The organism is Budvicia diplopodorum, from assembly GCF_009800925.1.
Classification (GTDB): Bacteria; Pseudomonadota; Gammaproteobacteria; order Enterobacterales; family Enterobacteriaceae; genus Budvicia; species Budvicia diplopodorum.
Genome location: NZ_WOYF01000007.1, coordinates 92,053 through 118,426, shown reverse-complemented (window position 1 = coordinate 118,426; position 26,374 = coordinate 92,053). Strand labels below are relative to the sequence as shown.

26 protein-coding genes, 2 tRNA genes, 1 other RNA gene and 1 pseudogene are annotated in these 26,374 nt (G+C 47.5%); 3 read left to right on the top strand and 27 right to left on the bottom strand.

What is annotated here, in order from left to right:
- Window positions 1-39: 39 nt before the first annotated feature.
- From aroG to sucA, 19 genes are all read right to left on the bottom strand, one after another.
- Window positions 40-1,092: a 3-deoxy-7-phosphoheptulonate synthase AroG gene (aroG, locus tag GVI43_RS09170; RefSeq protein ID WP_159566560.1), complete on the bottom strand. Its 1,053-nt coding sequence runs from the start codon at window positions 1,090-1,092 to the stop codon at window positions 40-42.
- A gap of 522 nt (window positions 1,093-1,614) precedes the next feature.
- Window positions 1,615-1,738, bottom strand: a non-coding RNA gene (locus tag GVI43_RS09165) — RtT sRNA.
- Between the two features lie 44 nt (window positions 1,739-1,782).
- Window positions 1,783-1,858: transfer RNA gene (locus GVI43_RS09160), tRNA-Lys, on the bottom strand.
- Between the two features lie 55 nt (window positions 1,859-1,913).
- Window positions 1,914-1,989, bottom strand: a tRNA-Lys gene (locus GVI43_RS09155).
- 176 nt (window positions 1,990-2,165) lie between these two features.
- Window positions 2,166-2,915, bottom strand: a complete 750-nt coding sequence (cpoB, locus tag GVI43_RS09150) for a cell division protein CpoB (protein ID WP_159566559.1) — start codon at window positions 2,913-2,915, stop codon at window positions 2,166-2,168.
- 9 nt (window positions 2,916-2,924) lie between these two features.
- Entirely contained in the window at window positions 2,925-3,449 is a 525-nt protein-coding gene (gene pal / locus GVI43_RS09145; RefSeq protein ID WP_159566558.1) for a peptidoglycan-associated lipoprotein Pal, read from the bottom strand.
- A 51-nt stretch (window positions 3,450-3,500) separates the two neighbouring features.
- On the bottom strand, window positions 3,501-4,793 hold the full coding sequence (gene tolB, locus GVI43_RS09140; RefSeq protein ID WP_159566557.1) for a Tol-Pal system beta propeller repeat protein TolB: 1,293 nt from the start codon (window positions 4,791-4,793) through the stop codon (window positions 3,501-3,503).
- Window positions 4,794-4,932: 139 nt separating this feature from the next.
- Window positions 4,933-5,991 (bottom strand): cell envelope integrity protein TolA, encoded by a 1,059-nt coding sequence (gene tolA / locus GVI43_RS09135; RefSeq protein ID WP_159566556.1) that lies wholly within the window; start codon window positions 5,989-5,991, stop codon window positions 4,933-4,935.
- Between the two features lie 17 nt (window positions 5,992-6,008).
- A complete protein-coding gene (gene tolR, locus GVI43_RS09130; protein WP_159566555.1) occupies window positions 6,009-6,440 on the bottom strand; it encodes a colicin uptake protein TolR in 432 nt (143 codons plus the stop codon).
- Between the two features lie 14 nt (window positions 6,441-6,454).
- Window positions 6,455-7,138, bottom strand: a complete 684-nt coding sequence (gene tolQ, locus GVI43_RS09125; protein ID WP_159566554.1) for a Tol-Pal system protein TolQ — start codon at window positions 7,136-7,138, stop codon at window positions 6,455-6,457.
- The gene (gene ybgC / locus GVI43_RS09120) at window positions 7,135-7,539 is read right to left on the bottom strand and encodes a tol-pal system-associated acyl-CoA thioesterase (protein WP_159566553.1); all 405 of its coding nucleotides are present in this window, start codon (window positions 7,537-7,539) and stop codon (window positions 7,135-7,137) included. Before ybgC ends, tolQ begins: the two co-directional genes overlap by 4 nt.
- Before the next feature lie 145 nt (window positions 7,540-7,684).
- Complete coding sequence (gene ybgE, locus GVI43_RS09115) at window positions 7,685-7,978, bottom strand: cyd operon protein YbgE (protein WP_159566552.1); 294 nt, start codon at window positions 7,976-7,978, stop codon at window positions 7,685-7,687.
- 5 nt (window positions 7,979-7,983) lie between these two features.
- On the bottom strand, window positions 7,984-8,082 hold the full coding sequence (cydX, locus tag GVI43_RS09110) for a cytochrome bd-I oxidase subunit CydX (RefSeq protein WP_159566551.1): 99 nt from the start codon (window positions 8,080-8,082) through the stop codon (window positions 7,984-7,986).
- 22 nt (window positions 8,083-8,104) lie between these two features.
- A complete protein-coding gene (gene cydB / locus GVI43_RS09105) occupies window positions 8,105-9,244 on the bottom strand; it encodes a cytochrome d ubiquinol oxidase subunit II (RefSeq protein ID WP_159566550.1) in 1,140 nt (379 codons plus the stop codon).
- Window positions 9,245-9,258: 14 nt separating this feature from the next.
- Window positions 9,259-10,830 carry a cytochrome ubiquinol oxidase subunit I gene (cydA, locus tag GVI43_RS09100; RefSeq protein WP_159566549.1) on the bottom strand — a complete coding sequence of 524 codons (1,572 nt, stop codon included), beginning with the start codon at window positions 10,828-10,830 and terminating at the stop codon, window positions 9,259-9,261.
- 643 nt (window positions 10,831-11,473) lie between these two features.
- Window positions 11,474-12,385 (bottom strand): succinate--CoA ligase subunit alpha, encoded by a 912-nt coding sequence (gene sucD, locus GVI43_RS09095; RefSeq protein WP_159566548.1) that lies wholly within the window; start codon window positions 12,383-12,385, stop codon window positions 11,474-11,476.
- A complete protein-coding gene (gene sucC / locus GVI43_RS09090) occupies window positions 12,385-13,551 on the bottom strand; it encodes an ADP-forming succinate--CoA ligase subunit beta (RefSeq protein ID WP_159566547.1) in 1,167 nt (388 codons plus the stop codon). The genes sucD and sucC overlap by 1 nt, the downstream gene beginning before the upstream one ends.
- A gap of 213 nt (window positions 13,552-13,764) precedes the next feature.
- A complete protein-coding gene (odhB, locus tag GVI43_RS09085; protein ID WP_159566546.1) occupies window positions 13,765-14,994 on the bottom strand; it encodes a 2-oxoglutarate dehydrogenase complex dihydrolipoyllysine-residue succinyltransferase in 1,230 nt (409 codons plus the stop codon).
- Between the two features lie 14 nt (window positions 14,995-15,008).
- The gene (gene sucA / locus GVI43_RS09080; protein ID WP_159566545.1) at window positions 15,009-17,819 is read right to left on the bottom strand and encodes a 2-oxoglutarate dehydrogenase E1 component; all 2,811 of its coding nucleotides are present in this window, start codon (window positions 17,817-17,819) and stop codon (window positions 15,009-15,011) included.
- Window positions 17,820-18,451: 632 nt separating this feature from the next.
- Between sucA and GVI43_RS09075 the strand changes: the two genes are divergently transcribed.
- Window positions 18,452-19,753 carry a citrate synthase gene (locus tag GVI43_RS09075; RefSeq protein WP_159566544.1) on the top strand — a complete coding sequence of 434 codons (1,302 nt, stop codon included), beginning with the start codon at window positions 18,452-18,454 and terminating at the stop codon, window positions 19,751-19,753.
- Between the two features lie 61 nt (window positions 19,754-19,814).
- Here the strand turns inward: GVI43_RS09075 and nei are convergent, their stop codons facing one another.
- The 6 genes and pseudogenes from nei to GVI43_RS09045 all read right to left on the bottom strand — a co-directional run bounded on the left by nei (window position 19,815) and on the right by GVI43_RS09045 (window position 22,446).
- Window positions 19,815-20,606, bottom strand: a complete 792-nt coding sequence (gene nei, locus GVI43_RS09070; RefSeq protein WP_159566543.1) for an endonuclease VIII — start codon at window positions 20,604-20,606, stop codon at window positions 19,815-19,817.
- Window positions 20,607-20,649: 43 nt separating this feature from the next.
- Window positions 20,650-21,408, bottom strand: coding sequence for a Nif3-like dinuclear metal center hexameric protein (locus tag GVI43_RS09065; RefSeq protein WP_159566542.1), 759 nt, complete (start codon window positions 21,406-21,408; stop codon window positions 20,650-20,652).
- Between the two features lie 55 nt (window positions 21,409-21,463).
- A pseudogene (locus tag GVI43_RS15795) lies at window positions 21,464-21,564 on the bottom strand (FAD-binding domain-containing protein); the annotation flags it as partial.
- 24 nt (window positions 21,565-21,588) lie between these two features.
- The gene (locus tag GVI43_RS09055; protein WP_159566541.1) at window positions 21,589-21,789 is read right to left on the bottom strand and encodes a YbfA family protein; all 201 of its coding nucleotides are present in this window, start codon (window positions 21,787-21,789) and stop codon (window positions 21,589-21,591) included.
- A 114-nt stretch (window positions 21,790-21,903) separates the two neighbouring features.
- Window positions 21,904-22,260: a hypothetical protein gene (locus tag GVI43_RS09050; RefSeq protein WP_159566540.1), complete on the bottom strand. Its 357-nt coding sequence runs from the start codon at window positions 22,258-22,260 to the stop codon at window positions 21,904-21,906.
- An 18-nt stretch (window positions 22,261-22,278) separates the two neighbouring features.
- Window positions 22,279-22,446 carry a hypothetical protein gene (locus tag GVI43_RS09045; RefSeq protein WP_159566539.1) on the bottom strand — a complete coding sequence of 56 codons (168 nt, stop codon included), beginning with the start codon at window positions 22,444-22,446 and terminating at the stop codon, window positions 22,279-22,281.
- A gap of 214 nt (window positions 22,447-22,660) precedes the next feature.
- Between GVI43_RS09045 and GVI43_RS09040 the strand changes: the two genes are divergently transcribed.
- Window positions 22,661-23,089 carry an EamA family transporter gene (locus tag GVI43_RS09040; protein ID WP_159566538.1) on the top strand — a complete coding sequence of 143 codons (429 nt, stop codon included), beginning with the start codon at window positions 22,661-22,663 and terminating at the stop codon, window positions 23,087-23,089.
- Between the two features lie 92 nt (window positions 23,090-23,181).
- On the opposite strand, the gene pgm is transcribed toward GVI43_RS09040, so the two are convergent.
- Together pgm and seqA are read right to left on the bottom strand one after the other, a co-directional pair.
- Window positions 23,182-24,825 carry a phosphoglucomutase (alpha-D-glucose-1,6-bisphosphate-dependent) gene (gene pgm, locus GVI43_RS09035; RefSeq protein WP_159566537.1) on the bottom strand — a complete coding sequence of 548 codons (1,644 nt, stop codon included), beginning with the start codon at window positions 24,823-24,825 and terminating at the stop codon, window positions 23,182-23,184.
- A 30-nt stretch (window positions 24,826-24,855) separates the two neighbouring features.
- Window positions 24,856-25,413 carry a replication initiation negative regulator SeqA gene (seqA, locus tag GVI43_RS09030; RefSeq protein WP_159566536.1) on the bottom strand — a complete coding sequence of 186 codons (558 nt, stop codon included), beginning with the start codon at window positions 25,411-25,413 and terminating at the stop codon, window positions 24,856-24,858.
- Window positions 25,414-25,509: 96 nt separating this feature from the next.
- Here seqA and GVI43_RS09025 point away from each other — a divergent pair, with 96 nt between their 5' ends.
- On the top strand, window positions 25,510-26,259 hold the full coding sequence (locus tag GVI43_RS09025) for an alpha/beta fold hydrolase (protein ID WP_159566535.1): 750 nt from the start codon (window positions 25,510-25,512) through the stop codon (window positions 26,257-26,259).
- Window positions 26,260-26,374: the final 115 nt, after the last annotated feature.

Here is a 26,374-nt window from a genome sequence, read left to right as displayed (position 1 = left end):
GAAAGCCTACGCTTTCCCTTTTTCTATTCTTAACTCAATTTATTTACGGCGCGCTTTAACCGCATCGGCCAGCTTCTGTAGCAGAAGCTCGGTATCATCCCAGCCAATACAGCCATCAGTAACGCTTTGGCCATAGACCAGCGGCTTACCGCCCTCTAAGTCCTGCCCGCCTTCAACCAGATGGCTTTCAACCATCACTCCGGTAATCGCAGCATCTCCGGCGGCAATTTGCTGGCAAACGCTATCACAAACTTCCATCTGCTTTTTATATTGCTTACAGCTGTTAGCGTGACTGAAATCGATCATAACGTTTAGCGGCAGTTTAGCCTTATTCAGCGTCTCTTTAACCGCCTGTACGTCTTCCGGGCCGTAGTTTGGTGCTTTACCGCCGCGCAGAATAATATGGCAATCGTGATTACCTCGGGTAGTCACAATCGCTGAATGTCCGTATTTATTTACCGATAAGAAGCAGTGAGGCGCGCTGGCTGCGTTGACGGCATCAATAGCAACTTTGATGGTGCCATCGGTACCGTTTTTAAACCCAACCGGACACGATAAACCCGAAGCCAGCTCACGGTGAACCTGAGATTCTGTGGTTCTGGCACCAATGGCTCCCCAACTCATTAAATCAGCCATGTACTGCGGGGTTATCATATCGAGGAACTCACCGGCCGTCGGCAAACCGCTGTCGTTGATATCCAGCAGCAATTTACGCGCAATGCGTAAGCCGTCGTTGATTTGATAGCTGTTATCTAAATGCGGGTCGTTAATTAAGCCCTTCCAGCCAACGGTGGTACGCGGCTTTTCAAAATATACGCGCATCACGATTTCCAGCTCACGTTCAAAACGTGAACGAATATTCAACAGGCGCTGGGCATATTCGAGTGCAGCTTTGGTGTCATGAATGGAACAAGGACCAATAACCACTAATAAACGATCGTCTTCACCGGTGAGAATATTATGAATCGCTTCTCTGGCACCAGACACCGTTGCCGCCGCCGTCTCCGTTGCCGGATACTTTTCCAGTAAGGCAACCGGAGGTAATAATTCATTTATTTCTTTTATTCTTACATCATCATTTTGGTAATTCATCGTCACTCATCCGGTGTCAAATAATAGAAGCAAGCTTACAGCCTACAACAATCTGCTATAAGCAAACAATACTATCTATATCTGCGGCCAATTACAGACAGTTAGGCGGTAAATATCCCCTTCAACATATTTTTGTTTGACGAATATCTTATAAATTGAACAAATGGTCTATCGATTAACGGTAAGCATAGCCATGTGAGCCGCGTGAAGTCAGGCTATGGGATTTATTAGCCAAAGTGACTCAATGATCGGGGTTGATGGTTAAGAGGCTTAGACAGGCGTTCAGGATGATAAAATTAGAATTAATGGTTCACTGATAGACAGGGCTGACAAAGAGGTTTGATTTGGTTATAGCTCGAACATTGTGAGGTTGCTGACAGATTGGTTTAATTGGATTGCAGCGTAAGTTTCGTCCGCGAACACAATGTCGAAATACTATCTTTTTCTAGCGGCCGAGGAGCGATGTTTTTTAGCTCAGATGCTATAAACGAAAAAAGCGCCTAAGGCGCTTTTTTCTGAAATTGGTGGGGCGTGCAGGATTATTCGGCCGTTGGCCTCACCCTACGGGCCGTTATCTTCGATAACATTGTCTCGCTGCGCTCGGCTCGAACCTTTAGGTTCTCATCCGGCACGCTTTGGCTTCCGTGGACTATAAACGAAAAAAGCGCCTTAGGCGCTTTTTTCTGAAATTGGTGGGGCGTGCAGGATTCGAACCTGCGACCAATTGATTAAAAGTCAACTGCTCTACCGACTGAGCTAACGCCCCAATTTCTTAATACTTTATCGTCGGACCCAACGGTACTCTTTGATTGATAAAAGAGTGGTGGGGCGTGCAGGATTCGAACCTGCGACCAATTGATTAAAAGTCAACTGCTCTACCGACTGAGCTAACGCCCCAACGTTTTTACCGTTCCCAGTTATCTCCGGCAACGGCGGCATATATTACTGAATTACTGACAGTGTGCAACAATAATTTCATCTTTCAGAGTCTAACTGCCTGAATTTCACTCGGTTAGACTCATAAAATGCACAATCAGATAAAATAGTAGGCAGACTATCACGACTCAAGGCCATTACAGACCAGCTAAACGCTTTTCAGCCTGTTTCGCAATATCCGTATTGGCATACTGACTAACAACACGTTGATACACCGCTTTCGCTTTATCTTTGTCGCCCTTCTCTTGCATGATAATGCCCACTTTCAGCATGGATTCAGCAGCTTTTGGCGATTTCGGATAGTCTTTAACAACGGTAGCAAAATAGTATGACGCATCGTCTTTTTTGCCTTTGTTGTAAAACAGCTGGCCTAACCAGTAATTAGCGTTCGACTGGTAGGTTGACTTTGGATATTGCTTCACAAAACTTTGAAATGCCGAAATAGCACGATCGTAATCTTTGGTATTAACAACCAGCGCCACAGCGTTATCATAGTCCTGCTTTTCATTACCCGTACTAGCAGGTGCAGAACCGGTAGCTGGCGTTGAAGTAGTGGCTCCAGCGGCCGCTGTTGCTCCGGTGGTCGCTGCGGCTGCAGAACCTTTAGAGCTCAGCTCATCCATTTGCTGCAAAATGAATTTTTGTCTTTCTACGATCTGATCCACTTGATACTGGCTGGTCTGAATCTGTCCACGCAGTGTATCCACATCCCTTTGCATATCCGAAAACTGCTGCTGCAGTTGTGTAAATAGCTGGCTGTGGGCATCAGATATTCGCTCAAGCTGAGTAAGACGATCGTCAGTTGAAGCAGCAATAGCAGCCCAAGGGGCCGCTATGCCAGCCAGTAACGACAGACTTAGTAAATAACATCTGAAATTACTGTTCATGTTGTTCTCTTAGTAAACCAGTACTGCACGACGGTTTTTAGAAAACGCAGCTTCGTCATGACCTAACACGGCTGGTTTTTCTTTACCGTAAGATACGATAGAGATTTGGTCGCTAGATACGCCTTTGCCTTGCAGATACATTTTAACTGCGCTAGAACGACGCTCGCCCAGTGCGATGTTGTATTCTGGCGTACCGCGCTCATCCGCATGACCTTCAACGGTTACTTTGAAAGACGGGTTTGAACGCAGGAACGCTGCATGAGCATCCAGCATTTGAGCGAAATCAGAACGCACATCGTAACGGTCAAAATCAAAGTATACGATATTGTTTCTTTGCAGCTCTTGCATCGCTAAACGAGCTTGTTCATCGGCGGAACCATTACCACTTCCCATTCCGCTACCGCCGTTTAACATACCGCCGCTACCGTTTAGGCCAGACTGATCGTTATCTTTATTAGACGTTGAGCTACAGGCAGCCACAGCAAGAATAGGTAAAGCCAGCATCAGCCCTTTTAGCACTTTGTTCAGTTGCATTTTTCGATCCTTTTAAATAAATTTGCCATACATATTCACATATGCATTACATTACAAATACGGCGACCAAGCAGGGAATTTAACCTGACCTTCAGTCGTCGGAAGACGCGCTTTAAAACGCCCATCGGTCGACACTAAACGTAATACGCTACCCAGCCCTTCAGTGGCACTGTAGATAATCATAGTACCGTTAGGTGCGATGCTAGGCGTTTCATCCAACATGGTCTCAGTCAATACTTGCACCGACCCTGTTTCCAGATCCATTTTAGATATGTGCTGTTGACCGCTTGCCGAGCTCACCATGGTCATGAATTTGCCGTCTGGTGAAACATCGGTATCTTGGTTTTGACCACCTTCCCAAGAAACGCGAGCCGGCGCACCGCCGTTAATATTAACTTTATAAATCTGTGGTCTACCACCCTGATCTGAAGTATAGGCCAGAGTTTGGCTGTCAGGATACCAAGATGGCTCAGTGTCGTTGCTATGACCTCGAGTTACTTGGCTTATCTGATTTGAAGCCAGATCCATCACGTATAAATTTAAGCTGCCGTCTTTAGACAAAGCAAACGCCAATTTTCTGCCGTCAGGTGAGAATGCCGGAGCACCATTGTGACGAGGGAAAGAGGCAACCTTTTGAATTGCGCCGTTAGCCAAGGTTTGGGAGACTAACTCTGAACGCCCACTCTCAAACGTAACGTAGGCAATCTTACTACCGTCTGCAGACCATGCCGGAGACATTAACGGCTCCGGTGAACGGTGAACAACAAGCTGGTTATAGCCATCGTAGTCGGCCACGCGAAGTTCGTGTGGGAATTGGCCGCCCGCTTTACGCACAACATAGGCAATACGGGTGCGGAATGCACCTTTAATACCGGTCAACTTCTCAAAAGATTCATCGCTAGCCGTATGGCTAGCGTAGCGTAGCCATTGCTTAGTCACTTTGTATTGGTTCTGAGACAGTACGCTTGGCGTAGCGGCAGATGTGTCAACCAGTTGGTAAGAAACTAAGAAGCTACCGTCAGCACTTGGTTGAATTTGGCCAATAACTACCGCAGTAATACCTAACGCAGACCATGCCGCTGGGGTCACTTCAGAAACCGACGTCGGTGATTGAGGATTGCGATTTGGAGCTAACGGATTAAATTTACCGCTATTTCTTAAATCAGATGCAACAATTTCACCAATATCTTCAGGCGCAGATCCTGAACCAGTCCATTTAAACGGAACAACGCCAATAGGACGAGCCGAGTCAACGCCTTGGGTAATAACGATTCTGACTTCAGCGTGTAACACAGATGCCCATAAAATAAGCAGGCCCATAGCTAGTCGAAATGCATGCTTCATGTTCTCTCCCTTATCTAGACCTTCTAGGCCAAGATAAATTGCTCATTAGTAGTAAAGCGGTATAGCTTAAGCCTTAAAATATTGGTCATAAAAAAACCGTAAATCAAACCTAAGCGTTATTTATGTTGGTATTCTTTCATCACTGAGGCTTAAAATCTATGGGAGCATTTTTAAACTTCTCATAAATTTCAGTAGACGGTGGCTTAGGCAGCTTAGTTACTTTTGCCGCTGCGATAGCTACCTGGCACAGTGCTGGATCGCCGCCTTCGGCTTTAACATCATAGATTGTACCGTCAGGAGCCATCTTAATTCGCAACGTACAGGTCTTTCCTTTATACAACTGAGCGTCGAAAAAGTTCCTCATCAACGCCGCTTGAACCTGACTCATATAACCGTCAACTTCCGGGCCAGAAGCACCGGCTTTAGTACCGCCGCCTGATGCTCCATTGTTTGATGGCGTATTTTTATCTGAAGTCAAACCGCTAAAGATGTCATCAACGTCGGCGCTCTGTTTTGCTGCCTCAGCAGCAGCTTTCTTGTCATCAGCGGCCTTTTTGGCATCGGATGCTTTTTTAGCATCATCAGCTTGCTTCTTCGCTTCCGCTGCTTTTTTAGCATCATCGGCCTGCTGCTTCGCTTCTGCTGCTTTTTTAGCGTCATCAGCCTGTTTCTTCGCTTCTGCTGCTTTTTTAGCATCATCGGCCTGCTGCTTCGCTTCTGCCGCCTTCTTTTGTACTTCCGCATCGGCTTTAGCCTGTGCAGCTTCTGCATCAGCTTTGACTTTTGCCGCTTCGGCCTTGGCTGTTTCCGATTTAGCTTTAGCCGTGTCGGCTTCAGCCTTCTTCTGAGCATCTTCAGACTTCAGACGGTCAAGCTCTTGCTGCTTCAGTTTTTTCTGCTCAGCGGCCTGCTGCTGCTTTAGCTCTTCGGCCTGACGATCGGCTTCTTGCTTACGACGTTTTTCAGCCTGTTTAGCGTCGGTCTTTTGCTGACTTATTCGCTCTGACTGCTGGGCCATTGCGCTAGGATCGACCATAACTGCGTCAATAACAGCGCCGCCTCCATTATTTCCACCCAAGATGACATCTTTTTGCATAAATGCGCCAATAGCTAAAATGCCGAGCACTAAAATATGCAAGATTATCGAAACCATCACGGAACGGTTTAATTTATCGTTTTGCTCTGTAGCCTTTCCCACGCGCTGTTTTCCAAAAACTAATTAATTGGCTGAGTCATCAGCCCGACAGACTTCACGCCGGCCTTATGAAGCATATTTAACGCTTTAATCACTTCATCGTAAGGAACTTCTTTAGCCCCGCCGATTAAGAATACCGTTTTCGGGTCTTCGGCCAGTCGGGCCTGTGCTTCGGAAACCACCTGCTGTTCAGGTATTTGAGGAATACTTTCAGCACCAATCCTCAACGTATATTGACCAATGCCTGAAACTTCGACAATCACCGGCGGCTTATTATCAGATGCGACTGCGGTTGAATCGGTAGCATCAGGTAAATCAACCTCAACGCTTTGGGTAATAATTGGGGCCGTTGCCATAAAAATCAACAACAGCACCAACAAGACGTCCAATAGCGGAACAATATTGATTTCGGCTTTGGTATCACGACCGCGCCGAGAACGCTTATACGCCACGTTAACCCCCTAGCCTATTTAGTCTCAGTAGAGAACGCCTGACGATGGAGAATAGTGGTAAATTCTTCCATAAAGTTATCATAATTCTGCTCAAGTTTGACAACTCGCAGGTTAAGGCGACTATGAGCCATTACGGCAGGGATAGCGGCAAACAGACCAATGGCCGTTGCAATCAAGGCTTCTGCAATACCCGGTGCTACCATCTGTAAGGTAGCCTGCTTTACGGCACCCAGTGCGATAAAGGAGTGCATGATCCCCCATACGGTACCAAACAGACCGATGTACGGGCTGATAGAACCCACAACGCCGAGGAATGGAATATGGTTTTCCAGATTCTCAAGCTCACGGTTCAGAGACAAACGCATAGCGCGAGTCGCACCTTCAATTGCCGCTTCTGGCGCATGATTGTTTGCACGATGGATACGGGCAAACTCTTTAAAACCAGAATAAAAAATTTGTTCAGAACCACCTAACTCATCACGACGAGCGCTACTTTCTTGGTATAGGCGGGATAAATCGATACCCGACCAAAATTTATCTTCGAAAGCTTCAGCGTCGCGTCTTGCCGTACTCAGAATCCGAGTACGCTGGATAATAATAGCCCAAGATGCAATAGAGAACCCGGCCAGAATCAGCATTACAAATTTAACAAGTAAACTAGCCTCTAAGAACAGGCTCATGATATTCATTTCAGTCACTTATTTAACTCCGCGACAATAGACCTAGGAAGTTTTATTGGCTTCATTAGGTGTGAATCAACACATGCTACTAACACATCGGCCTGGCTAAGTAATTTACTATGTTGGTCAAAGATGCGTTGTGCAAACGTAAGGGATGCGCCCCCGATGGCGACTATTTCAGTTTCAATCTCCAGCATGTCATCAAGACGGGCAGGAGAAATATACTCAACGGACATTCGGCGGACAGCGAAAGCGACATGCTCACTAAGCAATTGTTGCTGATTATAATTGTATTGACGCAGCATCTCTGTGCGCGCTCTTTCATAGAAGGCTGCATAACGGGCATGGTAAACCACACCGCCGGCGTCAGTATCTTCAAAATAGACCCGAACGGGCCATCGGAACAGCAAGTTACTCACAATATATCCAGTCTAAAATTCTAATAACTAACCGACTGATACTATACGCAAGAGCAAACCTCTTGGGAATGGGAAGAATGGATGCGGGCGAAAATAATTCTCAGTTAGAATAACTGACCATTATTTTTGCTCGTCTTCGATTAGCTTATGATAAATAGTAGGCTAAACCTGCGATCAGGATCGCAATTGCCGGAAGCGGCGTAAAAAATACTTTCCAACGCATTTGATTGGGTCTGAACCCTACGCCATGGATCACGCCAGTGCAGACGGCCCACATAATCAACAGGCTTTGCCAGATGGCAATTGAACTGGTTTTAGCCGCAAAACTGGCTGGCTGCCAAAAAACACAGAACGCCATCGAAAACGCCAAAATTAAAGAAAGGGCCCGAAACGGGCCCTTATCCATAACCGCGTACAGTTTATTAAACACGGTACCCATTAGATTTAGTCTTTATCCCCGTTATTCGTTTCATACCAAACGGCACCGATCATACCGGCTGCACAGGCAAGCAACGTTCCGAGACTCCAAGCAAAATACCACATTGTTTAGCTCCTTAAGTTGATATCAATACAGCGCAGCGTGGTTGTCTTCAATGTGTTTCTTATCAAGACGACCAAACATTTTGACGTAGCTCCAAATCGTATAAAGCAGCACGATAGGAACAAATATCAACGCAACAAAAGTCATGATTTTCAACGTGAGATGAGTAGCCGTTGCGTCCCACATTGTCAGGCTCACATCAGGCATGATGCTTGACGGCATAACGAATGGGAACATGGTAATACCCGCAGTGAAAATAACGCACGCGATAGTCAGTGAGGAAAACAGGAATGACCAGCCGCCTTTATTACAGAGTGAGCAGATAATGGTTAATAAAGGTAAAGCTACGCCTAAGGCAGGAACGGCCCACAAAATAGGATAGCTGTTGTAGTTAACCAACCATGCGCCAGCCTGATGAGCCACTTCTTTTGTCAGTGGGCTTGATGGTGCAGTGTGGTCTAACACGGACGTAATAATGTAACCGTCCATATAGTACACAACCCAAACGCCCGCTCCCGCAAAGGCTAACATCACCACCAATGCCCCGATTTGCGTTGCAGCGCGAGCGCGTAAACGCAGTTCAGCGGTGGTTTTCATTTGCAGCCACGCGGCACCCTGAGTCACTAGCATCATCAGGCTAACAACGCCTGCGATAAGAGCAAACGGGTTTAGCAGCTGGAAGAAATTGCCGCTGTAGGTGACACGCATCAGGTTATCAACGCTGAAAGGTACGCCCTGTAACAGGTTGCCGAAAGCCACGCCAAAAACTAATGCGGGTACAAAGCTACCAAAGAAGATGCCTGCATCCCACCAGTTGCGCCAGCGCTGGCCGTCAATCTTACCGCGATAGTCAAAGCCTAGCGGGCGGAAGAATAAAGCGCAGAGGACCAGAATCATCGCAACATAGAAGCCGGAGAATGCCGTAGCATAAACCATTGGCCAAGCGGCAAATAAAGCGCCACCGGCGGTGATTAACCATACTTGGTTGCCGTCCCAATGAGGGGCAATACTGTTGATCATAATACGACGTTCAGTATTGGTCTTACCGATAATAGGCACCAGAATACCAACGCCCATATCAAAACCATCGGTTATGGCGAAACCAACCAGTAACACGCCAACCAACAGCCACCAGATAAATCGTAATGTATCGTAATCTAACATGTCTGGACTCCTGTTTACCGTGTTTCTTGCGCTATCGAAGCACTGTTTTGTTCATAATGATAACGGCCGGTTTTCAGAGCGCTTGGCCCCAAACGCGCATATTTAAACATTAAGAACATTTCAATAATGAGGAACATTGTATACAGCCCACAGATCAGAGCGATCGAGAACCATAAGTCGCCCACGGTCAGCGAAGACGTTGCCGCAGCCACCGGTAACGTATCGGCAATGGCCCATGGTTGACGGCCATACTCGGCGATAAACCAACCGGCTTCAACGGCAATCCAAGGTAACGGAATGCCGAACAGAGCCATACGCAGCAACCAGGATCTTTCACCAATCTGGTTGCGGGCAACGTTCCAAACGGCCAAACCAATGATGAGTAGCATTAACACACCACACCCAACCATCAAACGGAATGAATAATAAAGCGGAGCAACCTCTGGAATAGTACTCAGAGCCGCCGCTTTAATTTCTTGATCGGTGGCGTTATTGATATCTTTAGCCTGCGTGTGTAGCAGAATACCAAAGCCGAGGTCTTTTTTGGTCTCATCAAACGTATGGCGAACTGCCGGATCTTTATCGCCTGAGCGCAGTTTTTCTAACATTTGATAAGCGGTAATACCGTTACGCACGCGCTGTTCATTCTCAACCACTAAATCTTTAATACCGGTAATTTGCGTATCCAGAGAACGGGTAGCAATGATTCCAAGCATGTAAGGTATTTCAATGGCAAAGTTATTTTCCATTTTATCCTGATTAGGAATACTAACAATGTTAAATGAGGCAGGCGCTTTTTGGGTATCCCATTCAGCTTCAATAGCGGCTAATTTAACCCGCTGTACGTTGCCTAATTCATGACCAGATTCGTCGCCTAACAGCATAACGGAAAGTACAGAGGCAAGGCCGAAACAGGCTGCGATAGCAAATGAGCGTTTAGCAAAACCAATATCGCGTTTTTTCAGCAAGTAGAATGAGCTGATACCTAAAACGAACATGGCGCCGGTGACATAACCCGCAGAAACGGTATGAACGAATTTAACCTGCGCAACCGGGTTTAGAACGAGTTCGGAAAAGCTGACCATTTCCATACGCATGGTTTCAAAGTTAAATTCTGAAGCAACTGGATTTTGCATCCAACCATTAGCAACCAGAATCCACAGTGCAGAAAGGTTAGAACCCAGAGCAACAAACCACGTTACGGCTAAGTGCTGAACTTTGCTTAGGCGATCCCAGCCAAAGAAGAACAAACCCACTAACGTTGATTCTAAGAAGAACGCCATCAGGCCTTCGATAGCCAGCGGCGCGCCGAATATATCGCCAACATAATGGGAGTAGTAGGACCAGTTTGTACCAAACTGGAACTCCATGGTTAAGCCGGTAGCCACACCCAGAGCAAAGTTAATACCGAATAACTTACCCCAGAACTTAGTCATATCTTTATAAATATGCTTACCCGTCAGCACATATACCGATTCCATGATTGCCAGCAAAAACGCCATACCCAGCGTTAGCGGGACAAACAGAAAGTGATACATTGCCGTCAAGGCAAACTGTAATCGTGATAGTTCGACGACATCAAACATCTTGACTCCTTGCTTATCGCAGGAAGGCTTGGGATGGCAATAACCCTACATTTGGCATGCCCAAAACCTTGCACTATACTCACCAAAGGTGAATGCCTAAAATTTAACAAATTAAACAACAAACGAAATTTGTAAAACCACTCTTCTAATGGTAGTGACGTATTTTGAATTACGAACTCGGCCATCTGTCGGTAACACTGTTGGCAACAAACGAAGCCATTACATCAAACGTCTCTATAACAATTCGAATATTACGCCTCCAATCCCTTACAATAAATAGGTATTTAACAATAAAATCCAGAAATGTGAACTCAAATCAAAATCAATGTGTAATGAATATATCAATAAAATGATCTAGAACACGTTTAGCTAATTACACCATAAATTCACAATTTTTCAATTATGTTTAACTGCCATTTTCACAATATCTACTGAAATGTATAGTTACTGCCCGCCGATATATAACATAATTTACTTTTTGTTATCATATGCGCAATATTTAATTCCGGTTGTGAAAACTAGCCACCGCGATTAAATCAATAAACAACGCCGATATCCCCTTTCCCATTCTGGTTTTTTTAAGCATAAAAAAAGCCGCTTTCGCGGCTTTTTACATCAATTTGATATCAATGTTACATTCAGACTAATTCACTTCAGCAGACAGCGTTTTGGCAGCGTGGGGTTTACTGCCTAAGGCTTTTTTTACTGCATCACCGATATCCGCCAAACTGCGGACCGTATAGACACCGGCGGCTTCCAGCGCAGCGAACTTCTCATCGGCGGTGCCTTTACCGCCGGAGATAATCGCACCGGCATGGCCCATACGCTTGCCCTTTGGTGCGGTTACGCCAGCAATGTAGCCCACAACCGGCTTGGTCACATGATGCTTAATGTAGTGAGCCGCCTCTTCTTCAGCGGCCCCGCCAATTTCACCAATCATCACAATGGCTTCGGTTTGCGGATCTTGTTCGAACAGCTTCAGAATATCAATAAAGCTAGCTCCCGGAATAGGATCGCCGCCAATGCCCACACAGGTAGACTGACCAAATCCGGCATCCGTTGTCTGCTTTACCGCTTCATACGTCAATGTACCCGATCGGGAAACAATGCCAACGTTACCCGGCTTATGAATATGGCCCGGCATGATGCCAATCTTACAGGCTCCCGGGGTAATCACGCCCGGGCAGTTTGGCCCAATCATACGAACGCCTAGCCGATCGATTTTCACTTTAACCGTCAGCATGTCCAGCGTTGGAATACCTTCGGTAATACAAATAATTAGCTTTATTCCGGCATCGGCGGCTTCAAGGATGGAGTCTTTGCAAAACTGAGCCGGAACGTAAATAACCGAGGCGGTAGCCCCCGTAGCAATAACGGCTTCGCGCACCGTATTAAACACCGGTAAGCCCAGATGTTCCGTTCCGCCCTTGCCCGGCGTTACCCCACCGACAAGTTTAGTCCCGTAATCAAGCGCCTGCTGGGAGTGAAAAGTGCCCTGACTCCCGGTGAACCCCTGACAAATTACTTTGGTGTCTTTATCAATCAGTATCGACATTAGTTAGCCTCCGCAGCAGCAACAACTCGTTGGGCGGCATCAGTCAGGCTCGATGCACCAATAATATTCAGCCCGCTTTCGCTCAGTTTCTTCACCCCAAGCTCGGCATTATTGCCTTCCAAACGCACCACCACAGGCACGTTGATACCGACATCGCCCACCGCACCGATGATGCCGTCAGCAATAAGGTCACAGCGCACAATACCACCGAAGATATTAACGAATACGGCCTTAACCTTTTCATCAGAAAGAATGATTTTAAACGCTTCAGTCACGCGTTCTTTGGTGGCACCGCCGCCAACGTCGAGAAAGTTAGCCGGTTCACCGCCGTGAAGCTTAACGATATCCATGGTGCCCATCGCCAGACCGGCGCCGTTAACCATGCAACCGATATTGCCGTCTAACGCAACGTAGTTCAGTTCCCATTCAGCCGCGTGGGATTCACGCGCATCTTCCTGAGTCGGATCGCGCATTTCGCGCAGTTCTGGCTGGCGATACAGCGCATTGTTATCGACGTCCAGTTTGCCGTCTAAGCAGATTAACTCGCCGGATTTAGTCACCACCAGCGGGTTGATTTCGACTAAAGACAGATCGCATTCAAGGAACAGTTTGCCAAGCCCGACAAAGATATTGGTAAATTCATTAATCTGTTTACCGCTCAGGCCCAGTTTAAACGCCAATTCCCGGCCCTGATAAGGCATTGGGCCCGTTAACGGGTCAAGCTCCATCTTGTGAATCAGCTCGGGCGTCTCTTCTGCCACTTTCTCAATTTCTACCCCACCTTCGGTCGAGGCCATAAAAATCACCCGACGAGAGCTGCGATCGACCACGGCACCAAGGTAAAGCTCACGGTCTATATCGGTCGCACTTTCCACCAGAATTTGATTCACCGGTAAACCGGCGGCGTCAGTCTGGTAGGTTGCAAGACGCTGGCCTAACCAACGATGGGCAAAATCACGGATTTCATCTTTTGTTTTAGCCAATTTCACACCGCCGGACTTACCGCGCCCGCCGGTATGTACCTGACATTTAACCACCCAAGGGCCTGCGCCAATTTTTGCGGCGGCTTCGACCGTCTCTTGAGCTGTGTTACAGGCATAGCCTGTTGGTACCGGTAAGCGATACCGAGCAAACAGCTGTTTTGCCTGATACTCATGTAGGTTCATGATGTTCTATCCATTATTGTGGGGATTAAAGAACTGCGCCTTTCTACGCTCAGGAGATAACGCGCCCCCTGAACTCGAAAACACACTCACTAAGATAAGCACGCTCGCGTTATACGCATTGGTGCTCATCATCCTTGGCTTGACGGCAACACATAGCCGAAAATCGGGCGGCTATGTGCTGTGCATCAACTAACGCTTAAACCGGTAAATACGCTAAACGTCTAATAACAAACGGGTAGGATCTTCCAGCAGATCTTTTACTGCCACCAGAAAACTCACTGACTCACGGCCATCAATCAGACGATGGTCGTACGACAGCGCCAGATACATCATAGGCAGAATCACAACCTGACCATCCACCGCCATTGGGCGGTCTTTAATCGCGTGCATGCCCAAAATAGCGCTTTGAGGCGGGTTGATAATCGGCGTTGACATTAATGACCCGAAAACGCCGCCGTTAGTAATGGTGAAATTACCGCCGGTTAAGTCTTCTACGGTCAACTTACCGTCACGACCTTTGACCGCGAGATCCTTAATGCTTTTCTCGATATCCGCCATGCTCAGAGAGTCAACGTCGCGCAGTACCGGCGTGACCAGACCGCGTGGAGTCGATACGGCAATGCTGATATCAAAATAGTTGTGATACACCACGTCTTCGCCATCGAGCGAAGCGTTGATTTCTGGGAAGCGTTTTAACGCTTCAACCACCGCTTTCAGGTAGAAAGACATAAAGCCTAAGCGTGCGCCGTGGCGTTTCTCAAACGCCTCGCCGTATTGCTTACGCAGGTCCATTATTGGTTGCATGTTGACTTCATTAAACGTAGTCAACATGGCGGTATTGTTTTTTGCTTCTAACAGACGCTCTGCAATACGCTTACGTAAGCGGGTCATTGGCACGCGTTTTTCACTACGGTGCGCCATTGGCGTGCTGTCAGCCTTTTTAGCCTCAGCGGCGACCGGTGCAGCTTTTGGCGCAACCGTTTCCCGTTGAGCCAAATGCTGGGTAACGTCTTCACGGCTGATACGGCCACCAACGCCAGAGCCTTTAATCGAGTTAACGTCTAAGCCGTGTTCGGCAATGAGGCGACGCACAGCCGGGCTGAGAGCGTCATTCGAGCCCTCTTCCAGACTGGCTGTCTGGCGCTGAGCGGGCGCTGACTCGCTGTTTTGCGGCATATCGGTAATTTGCTTACCCGTGACATCCGCCGGGCGCAGTCGGCCCAACAGCTGGCGGGAGGTAACGGTAGCGCCTTCATCTTCCAAAATGGCGTCTAAAATTCCGGACTCCAGAGCGGGAACTTCCAGAACGACTTTATCGGTCTCAATTTCAACTAACACTTCGTCGCGCTGAACGCTATCGCCCGGTTTCTTGTGCCAGGTTGCAACGCTTGCATCGGCGACGGATTCAGGAAGGTCGGGAACGAGAATATCGATGTTACTCATTATTTATCCTTAATTCATTTAACGTTAAGCGCGTCTTCAACCAGATTCTTTTGTTGTTCTTGGTGTACAGACATGTAGCCTACGGCCGGTGAAGCCGAAGCCGGGCGGCCAGCATAGCGAAGCGTTGATCCCGCCGGGATAACGTCGCGAATATTATGCTGACTACAATACCAAGCCCCTTGATTTAAAGGCTCTTCCTGGCACCAGACAAAATCTTTCACATGAGCATAGTCGGATAATGCGTTTTGCATCGCCTGATGCGGGAACGGATAAAGCTGTTCGATACGAATGATAGCCACATTGCTTTGCCCATTAGCGCGGCGCTGTTCTAGCAGATCGTAGTACACTTTACCGGAACACATCACCACGCGTTTGACTCCGTCAGGATTCAGGCTATCAATTTCACCGATAGCCGGCTGGAACACGCCGTTTGCCAGCTCATCCAGAGAGGAGATAGCTAACGGATGGCGTAGCAGTGACTTCGGAGACATCACAATCAACGGCCGACGCATACCGCGCAGCGCCTGACGGCGAAGCATGTGGTAAACCTGAGCCGGAGTCGAAGGCACGCAAACCTGAATATTCTGCTCAGCACACAGCTGTAAATAGCGTTCTAAGCGCGCCGATGAGTGCTCTGGCCCCTGCCCTTCATAACCGTGCGGTAGCAGCATAACCAGTCCACACATCCGGCCCCATTTCTGTTCGCCAGAGCTAATAAACTGATCGATAACCACCTGAGCACCGTTGGCAAAATCACCAAACTGGGCTTCCCATATGGTCAGAGTACGCGGTTCTGCCGTGGCGTAGCCATATTCAAAAGCCAAAACGCCGGCTTCAGACAGTACGGAATCCCATACCTGAAAACTCCCCTGACTGCTGTGCACGTTAGCCAGCGGAACATAGTAAGAACCGTCTTTTTGATTATGGACCACCGCATGACGGTGGAAGAAGGTTCCCCGACCGGAGTCTTCACCAGAAATGCGCACAGGAATGCTCTCATCGACCAGCGTGGCATAGGCTAGATTCTCTGCAGCACCCCAGTCAAAAGGCTTTTGACCATCGGCCATCAGGGCCCGATCTTCATAAATTTTCACCACGCGGGGATGCAGTTCAACGTTGTCAGGCACTTGGCTAATGCGCTTCGCCAGATCCTGTAACCGTTTCATGTCAACCGCATTGGGGTAGGCTTCATCCCATTCGTGATTCAGGTAAGGCGCCCATGACTTTGAGTGACCGCTAATTGGGCGCCACTCTTCAACCACGCAGTCGCCGTTATCTAATGCATCGCGATAAAGGTTAACCATTTCGGTCACTTCTTCCGCTGAGACCACGTTGGTTTCGATCAGCTTATCCGCATAAACTTTGCGCGGCGTTGGCTGCTTCCTGATCTTCTGGTACATCATTGGCTGCGTTGCGCTTGGCTCATCGGCTTCGTTATGGCCATGGCGGCGATAGCAGACCAAATCAATCATGACGTCGCGCTTAAAGGTATTACGGTAATCAAGGGACAGTCGGGTTACAAAAGCCACGGCTTCCGGGTCGTCAGCATTCACATGGAAAATCGGTGCCTGAATCATTTTCGCGATATCAGTGCAGTATTCCGTTGAACGGACGTCCTGAGGGAAGGATGTGGTGAAGCCGATCTGGTTGTTAATCACGATGCGTACCGTTCCGCCCACTTCATAAGCGCGAACCTGAGACATATTCAGCGTCTCTTGTACAATTCCCTGACCGATAACTGCTGCATCACCGTGGATAGTAATCGGTAGCACTTGGTTGCTACTGCCGGTTGCATCAATTCTGTCACGACGGGCGCGCACCGATCCGATAACCACCGGGCTCACAATTTCTAAGTGGGATGGGTTAAATGCCAGCGTTAAATGAACCAGTTTGCCTTCGGTTTCAAAATCAGAGGAAAAGCCCTGATGGTATTTCACGTCACCGGTGCCAAGGTGCTCTTTATGGATACCGGCAAATTCGTCGAACAGATCGCCCGGGCGTTTACCCAATAAATTAATCAATACGTTAAGACGGCCGCGGTGGGCCATACCCAAAACGACTTCGCGACCATCGTTATGTGCCGCATGGCGAACCATCTCTTTTAGCATAGGAATGAGTGCATCTCCGCCTTCCAAAGAGAAACGTTTTGCACCCGGATATTTAGCACCGAGATAACGCTCTAGCCCTTCTGCCGCGGTTAGCTCTTGTAAAAATCGTTTCTTTTCTTCATGGCTAAAGCTACCGCGCCCCACCACCGATTCAAGACGCTGTTGAATCCAGCGTTTCTCTTCGGTATTGGTAATGTGCATATATTCTGCACCGATAGAATCGCAGTAAGTCTGCTTTAGCGCCTGATAAATTTCACTGAGCTTCATGGTTTCTTTACCGATGGCAAACGAGCCAACGTTAAAGGTTTCCTGCATGTCTTCTTCAGTTAAATGATGAAAGGCAGGATCGAGCTCAAGCACGGGCTCTTTATAGCGAAGTTTGATCGGGTCAAGGTTGGCATTCTGATGGCCACGGAAACGAAATGCGTTAATCAGCTGTAAGACTTTAACCTGTTTAGCGTCATTTTCTGGATCGCTGACGCTGGAAGAATAACGTTTAGAATCTTTGGCTAATCGGCGGAAATAATCACGGGTGGTTGAGTGGAATTGGTCCGGGCTCAGGGCGTCGGTTGGCAATTTATCGAAAATGGCTCTCCAACTGTCGTCAATAGAATTCGGATCTGTCAGAAAATCTTCATACAGCTGTTCTATATAAGATTGATTCGCACCAGCAAGATAAGATGAGTCTAACCAAGTCTTTATTGCGCCGTTCTGCATTATGACCTCTTAAGCTTCACGCTTCAGTATGTGTTGTGATACTCGCTACCACACTCTCTAACACGTCGTTACTAAAAGCCAACAAGCCTATATTTAATTTATTGCAAAAAAGTGAGTAAGTAGGTTTCACTTTTATGCAACACCAGAAAACCGCCAAAACTACCGCGATCCCCTTATTAATATCAGATTATTTAGTTGAACATAACCCTTTGTTATCTTTAATTGTTATGTTCAAAAAAACGTCAGCCCAAATATAATTATAAGGAGGTATAACCCGTAGCTCCAACGTATAGGTTGCAACTCCCGATTCGGAAGTGTCCTTGAGTATAGAAGGCTCATTTTACTATTACAATTCAAATAAAAACAGATTGATAACATTTTCCCAGAAAAGTGATAACGATCACAACCATCAAAAAACCATTAAAAACAACGGCTTTTAATGAATCGTGTCAACTACACTGTGTAGTGAATTGTTATACCAACCCGAAAATGTAAAATAAAAGTAAAAATTATCTTCACGATGGTCTAAATTTATGCAACTGTATTTAAGATAATTTAGAGGAAGGCAATCGCGTTGTATTTTATCGATTTTGCCGCACTTCCCTAAGCAGAAATTATTTGAGGAGACAACCATGGCTGTAGAAAAAAAAGCAACATTGGTCTTTAATAGCGGTAATAATATTGAACTACCAATATTATCCGGCTCGCTGGGAGAAGACGTTCTAGACGTAAGGACCCTTGGTTCCAAAGGGCTTTTCACCTACGATCCTGGCTATCTCTCTACGGCTTCTTGTGAATCAAAAATAACCTTCATTGATGGTAATCAAGGCATATTATTGCACCGCGGTTATCCAATTGCGCAATTAGCCAAAGAATCTACCTATTTGGAAGTTTGTTATATTTTATTATATGGCGAAACCCCTACACCTGAACAATTTGCCACCTTTAAAGACATCGTTACCCGACACACTATGATTCACGAGCAAATATCCCGTTTATTCCAGGGATTTCGTCGTGACTCACATCCGATGGCGGTTCTTTGCGGCGTAACTGGCGCGCTGGCTGCGTTCTATCACGACTCTCTGGACGTGAACAACGAGCGCCATCGTGAAATTACCGCATTCCGTTTACTGTCAAAAATGCCGACCGTTGCCGCTATGTGCTACAAATATTCGGTAGGTCAGCCGTTTGTATATCCGCGCAACGAGCTGTCGTATGCGGGTAACTTCTTGCATATGATGTTCTCTACGCCGTGCGAAGAGTACGTGGTTAATCCGGTGGTTGAGCGCGCTATGGATCGCATTTTTATTCTGCACGCCGATCATGAACAAAATGCGTCAACCTCTACGGTAAGAACCGCAGGTTCATCCGGTGCAAACCCATTCGCCTGTATTGCTGCCGGTATCGCCTCACTGTGGGGGCCTGCCCACGGCGGAGCCAATGAAGCCTGCCTGAAAATGCTGGAAGAAATTGGCAGCGTTGACCGTATTCCTGAATTCATTGAAAAAGCCAAAAATAAAGATGACCCGTTCCGCTTAATGGGCTTTGGCCATCGTGTTTACAAAAACCACGATCCGCGCGCTACGGTCATGCGTGAAAGCTGCCACGAAGTGCTGAAAGAGCTTAACCTCAGCGATGAGCTGTTAGATATCGCCATGGAGCTTGAACACATCGCCCTCAACGATCCGTACTTCATTGAGAAGAAGCTCTACCCGAACGTTGACTTCTATTCAGGCATTATTCTGAAAGCAATTGGCATTCCAACCACCATGTTTACCGTGATCTTTGCCATCGCCAGAACCATCGGCTGGATTGCCCACTGGAATGAGATGTACACCGACGGCATTCGTATTGCCCGTCCGCGTCAGCTCTATACCGGTTACGCCGAAAGAGAGTTCCATTCCCAGATCCCAAAAAAATCAGATAAAGCCTGATAGGTAAGATTAGTCGTTCATAGTTAGTAAAAAATCCGGGGTAATTCCCGGATTTTTATGGCTAATACTGACAGCCCGCACAGTAAAAGAACGGACGAGAGGACAGTGACGTTTTTTGAATGATATCACCACACCGCGAGCAGGCCTGACCTTCCCGAGAAAATACCTGAAAGGCAAACAGTGCACCATGATGATAATTGGGGTTATCGTCACCCCGGGTCATATACGATAAACGGGGAATAGTCAGAAGAGAGCTGGCCAACCGGGTCAGCTGCTCTGAGGTTAAATCTTCCGGTTTATGCGCCGGTAATAATTGTGAATCCCACAGTATTTCCGCCCGTAGGTAATTACCAAGCCCGGCTAAAAAGGACTGATCGAGTAACATTCCCCCCAGTTGCCTGCGCACGAAACGCTTATCAAGCAGACGAACTGCAACGGCATCAACGGTTAACCTATTATCTAAAATATCGGGGCCAATACGTTGCAAAAACCGATGCTGTAAAATAGCGTCCCGAGGGCCAATTTCAATATCGGAAGCGCTGTACAGCAAAATAGCTTTATCGCTGGCTTCCAGTACTACCCGCAAATCCCGCTTAGTCTGTGGGCGCTCTCCGGCATCAACCACTTTCCACAGGCCATAAAGTTGGTTATGGCTGTACATCGTCAGGCCGTTAGAAAAGTGTGTGAGTAAGGCTTTTCCCCGGGTTTCAATTCGTTCAACCCGCTGCCCGACCAGCGATGATTCAAAGCCTTTCAACTGAGGGAAGGCAAACCAGACTGAAGCCAGTTGTTTATCTTCAATAGCGGTAACCAGCTTATCGGCGGCGCGGCGAATCTCCGGTCCTTCGGGCATAATCACTCCTTACATACGGCAAAAACGCCAATCGGTATTTAACTCAGACAGGGTTATTGATATCAACAAAAGTAACATCAAACTGATGTTCACCCGCCAGCCACCCGCCTAACTGTTTAATACCATCGCATTCAGTCGCATGATGGCCGGCGGCAAAGAAGTGGATACCCATTTCCCGCGCGATATGAATGGTTCGCTCTGAAACTTCACCGGTAATAAAAGCGTCAAAACCCTGCTCTGCGGCCAGCTTAATATAATCCTGCCCGCCGCCGGTACACCAAGCGATGCGACGAATCTTCGGCGGCGCGTTATCGCCACAGTGCAGCGGTTCACGCGCATATTTTTGGGCAATTCTAGCCGCCAGCTCACTACCGGTAATCGGTTGTTCAAACTCACCGTGCCACATAAAGCACCCCGAGTCCTCAGGTTCAAAGCTGCCATACTGACGGACATTTAATACTTCGCCCAATAGCACGTTATTACCCAGCGATGGGTGGGCATCCAGCGGTAGATGATAACCATAAAGATTAATATCGTGATTAATCAGAGTTTTTATTCGCTTATGCATCATACCGGTAATCACCGGCTCATCGTTTTTCCAGAAATAGCCATGATGCACCAATACGGCATCGGCCTTTAGCTCTACCGCTGCATCCAGTAAAGCCTGACAGGCGGTGACGCCGGTTACAATCCGCTGTACTTCCGGGCACCCTTCCACCTGTAGTCCGTTAGGCGCGTAATCTTTAAAACGGCTAACGTTAAGCTTTTGGTTCAGTAAAATTTCTAACTGTTTATTCAGCATGTTGTTCTCTCAAAACGACCTACGTAACGGTCCCTTTACGGGCCGTTTCAAATGCATTAGCAGCCAAATCACCGTTAATCAGCTGTGACATAAAATAGCGTTCACCGCGCCGCCAATCAATCAGTAAATTTTCACCAAAAAGCTGGCAGTAATGATGGGTCAACGACGTTGACAGTAAGATTAATAGAAATCTTTAGGCGCTCGCTCTGATAAAGATAGCCATACGGGCTTAGTGCTGGTTTTACTCCACACCCGGTGCAAATAGCTATAATAACGGCTCTTATCGCTGCGAAACATCATGAAAGGTAAGGCTAATACGCCGAAAAAGATAACGCCAATGCGGCGAAGTACGATGCGATGGAGCGGATATCTTTGATACATAATCGCCTCCTGATAAATAACCGCGTTTAATCTGACGGCTAAAATAGCTTAAGATGCTTTATCTTAGCCGATGACTTTAGCTATCACAACTAGTCTGACCAGTTAAAATAAAAACTAATCTCCGTTAATCCAGTCTTCTTCAATATTGCAAATTCCGTCTGATATCAGCGGAATTAACGCCAGCAGGTAAACGTGGGGATATTTGTTCAAATAGAGAATCATCCAGCCGTCACCGCTTAATTCCCGTAATTCATTACAGTTAAATCGCCGTGCCAGCTGCCACTTCAACCGTTGATTATCGCTGTTTGTCGCTGTTCGGTTAAGGAACAGGCGACCACGGCAAGGGTAACGCCCGATCTGAGGCAACACGCTATTTTGGATCCATTCGGGATTAATCGACCCCGCAGCCATGGCATCTTTTAACATCGCAACGAACTGGTGGGTAAAATGTAGCTGACCGCTGATAGCCATAGTGATTTCTAAGCCCCGTTATTTGAGTAAACGCTGGTTATTGAAGTTGTTATGGCTAGTTACCCTGCGGGAAGCCACATCATTCATGCCTTTTAAAGCAGCGTTCAGGGCTGAATGGTGTAAATGTTGATAAAAATTACGCTGTAGAAATAAAAACTGGCGCTCTTCGAGCCTCAACCCTTTCATAGCAATCCCTCTGGAAGATTAACGATTCAGGTAACATATTCAGATGATGGTCAGAGTTCCAGAAACAGAATAAAAAATTGCGGCGCTTATTCAGATAATTATGTCGTTGTGGCTTTTATGTATAACTTTCCACCCTCAGCCGCTTGAGCCTATATCAGAATTAGTCGTAATATTATTGCCTTCACAACGCTTACCCTCTTCTCTAGGATTTACAATGAGTACTTGGCTAATATATGCCCTGCTGTCGGCGATAACGGCGGCACTGGTCGCCATTTTTGGAAAAATTGGTTTACAGCATCTGGATGCCAACACGGCAACGGCCATCCGTTCTATCGTCATGGCAGTATTCTTAGTTGGCGTTGTGGTGGTTCAGGGAAAGCTGAACATGGTTTCTGAAGTGCTAGCCGACCATAAGGCGCTGCTATTTATCATTCTCAGCGGCGTCGCTGGCGCGCTATCATGGCTATTTTATTTTATGGCGATAAAAAACGGCACGGTATCTCAGGTTGCGCCCATCGATAAGCTTAGCGTCGTTTTTGCGGTGATTCTGGCGGTGATTCTGTTTGGCGAGAAAGTGACACTGTATACCGGCATTGGCATCGGTATGATTTCCGTCGGGGCGCTGTTGGTTGCGTTGGGATAACCGTATAAAAAAAGCGTGGCGGTTATTATCATCATAACAACAGACCACGCTTTATTCAGACCAGGCTCAATGCCGCAACGGCAAACCCGGCGCTATTTTGCCGTTGCTAATACAGCACTGACAATATCCACCGCTTCACGTTCTATCTTTTCGCGGTGCTCTTTTCCTAAAAAGCTCTCACAGTATATTTTGTAAGCCTCTTCAGTGCCTGACGGGCGAGCGGCAAACCAGCCGTTATCGGTTATCACTTTAAGCCCGCCAATGGATGCCCCGTTGCCCGGCGCACTGGTCAGGCGTGCGGTAATTTTATCACCCGCCAGCACGTCAGCCGTGACCATTTCCGGCGAAAGCTTTGCCAGAGTCGCCTTCTGCGCATGGGTTGCCGGAGCCTGAATGCGATTATAGCTAGGCGCACCAAAGCGGGCGGCCAGATCTTGGTAATGATCCTGAGGGTTCTTGCCGGTAATCGCCGTAATTTCAGCGGCCAGCAGGCACATGATGATGCCGTCTTTATCGGTAGACCATGGCTTTCCGTCAAAGCGTAAAAACGACGCACCGGCGCTCTCTTCTCCGCCAAAGCCTAAGCTGCCGTCAAACAGACCGTCAACAAACCACTTAAAGCCGACGGGAACTTCAACCAACTTGCGGCCAAGGCTGGCGACAACGCGGTCAATCATCGCGCTGGAAACCAAGGTTTTACCTACGCCGATATCGTTATTCCACCGAGGGCGATGCTGATAAAGATAGTGGATTGCCACCGCCAGATAATGGTTAGGATTCATCAACCCTTTCGGCGTAACGATACCGTGGCGATCGTAGTCCGGATCGTTAGCAAAGGCTAAATCAAACTTATCTCTTAGCGCCAACAGCCCGGCCATTGCGCACTCGGATGAGCAGTCCATCCGAATAATGCCATCGTGATCTAAATGCATAAAGCGAAACGATGGGTCAACGGAGTCATTAACCAGAGTAAGGTTGAGCTTATAAAACTCGGCAATACGCTGCCAGTAAGCGATGCCCGCGCCGCCTAAGGGATCGACCCCTAGCATTAGCCCGGCGTTTTGAATCGCTGGCATATCGACCACATCGGCCAATTGTTCAACGTAAGGTTGGACTAAATCTTGCGCGTGGATAAACCCGCCCTGTTTCGCCACGGCAAACGTTAAACGTTTAACGCCCTGTAGCTTATCGCGCAGTAGTCCGTTAGCCCGGGTTTCAATCCACTGAGTAAGGTTAGTATCCGCTGGCCCACCGTTAGGTGGATTATATTTAATGCCGCCGTCTTCCGGTGGATTGTGAGAGGGAGTAATCACAATACCGTCGGCTAACGCTCCGCCTTTGCGGTTATAGCAAAGAATAGCGTGAGAGATAGCCGGCGTTGGCGTAAAGCCGTTATCCTGTTGGATAACCACGTCTACACCGTTGGCGGAAAGCACTTCTAAAACCGAAATAAACGCAGGTTCAGACAGGCCGTGAGTATCTTTTCCGACAAAACAGGGGCCGGTAATGCCGTGAGCCGTACGGTTTTCAGCAATGGCCTGAGCAATAGCTAAAATATGTGGTTCATTAAAGCTCTGCCGAATCGAGCTTCCACGGTGGCCCGAAGTACCAAACTTGACAGCATGGGCGGCGTTGTCGCAGTCAGGCTGTAAGACATAATATTCAGAAACTAACTGAGGTATATTAATCAAATCGCTTTGCCGCGCTAGCTGCCCGGCTCTTGGGTGATTAGCCATTTGGTACTCTCTCTGGAACTTGCCGATAAATTAGATACTGCCGCAGGTTTGTTGTATGAGTTCGGCCGGGAACTGCATTGCGGCCATAATATGTTCAACCATGCTGCGTTTACGCTCTGAGTTAGTATTGGTGATAACCCAGTATGGCGTTTCAGGTACCGCTTTTGGTTTAGTATGGCGGCCATTTTGTAACAACGTTTCTTGGGCGTTAGAAAAATAGATGCGGGTGCGGCCGTGGAGCGACTCGGTCGCATCAGCAAAATCATTTTTATTGATCTGATAGAGCACTGACAGTATCAATAAAAAGCGATCGACCGCCTTTTTCTGCTCATTAAACTCTTCCGACAGCAGCAGTTCACCGATCCGCTGACTGCGCTCAGCCGGTGAAACCACTTTAGCGACGCTTGCAGGAGCCACTGACGCATTGATTGACGCGTTAATTGACGAATGGGAAGCCTCTTCAGCCACCAGCATTGCCGGTGTAAAATTAAGCATCCGGCGTAAAATTTCAGAAGCGCTTTCACCAATATGTAAAGTCTGACTGGCGATATAACGATAAAGCTCTTCGTCAACTTCGATAGTTTTCATCTTTATCCTATAATTCTTTTCAGGTTATTCATGGGAATTATACTCGTTCGTATCGTGATACTCTAACGCAAAGCAACCAAAGATGTGACTATTGTTATGAAATTAAACTACCGCATCCAGGGTAACGGGCCAATAATTGTTCTCATACATGGCCTCTTTGGAACTTTAGACAATCTGGGCGTGCTTGCCAGAGATCTCCAGCACGATTTTCAAACATTGCAGGTTGATTTGCGTAACCATGGCCTCTCCCCTCACTCATCGGAAGTCAGCTATCGATCGATGGCCGAAGATTTACTCTCGCTGTTCGATCGGCTCGACATGCATGATATTAGCGTAGTGGGTCATTCTATGGGTGGGAAAGTCGCGATGATGCTGACGGAACTAGCCCCGAAACGAATATCCCGGTTAGTGATTATTGATATAGCACCGGTTGCCTATCAAGAAAGGCAGCACGATGAGGTTTTTGCCGCACTCAATGCCGTCGCTCAGTCAAACGTTACCCGGCGTACTCAAGCGGCCGAAATAATGAAACCGTTTGGCTTGCATAACGACGTGATTCAATTTCTGCTCAAATCATTTCATGAGGGGGAATGGCGCTTTAACGTTCCGGCGCTGGAGCAGCATTATGACGAAATTATCGGCTGGAAAGAGGTTAACGAATGGAATAAACCGGTGATGTTTATTCGCGGTGAACGCTCTGCGTATATACAGGACGGCTTCCGCCCAGCCATTGCTCGTCAGTTTCCGATGGCCAGAGCCTACGTAGCCGCAGGATGCGGGCACTGGATTCACGCTGAAAAACCGCAGTTAGTTATCCGGGTTATCCGTAAGCTATTACAGCCCTGATTGGGTTCGATTACGCAGCTATTACTACTTTTTTACCGACTAATATCGGTTTGACGTTGGCGGGAGTCCGGTATCTGCGTTATGATTTGCGGCCACGCTATTAGCGTAGATAGCC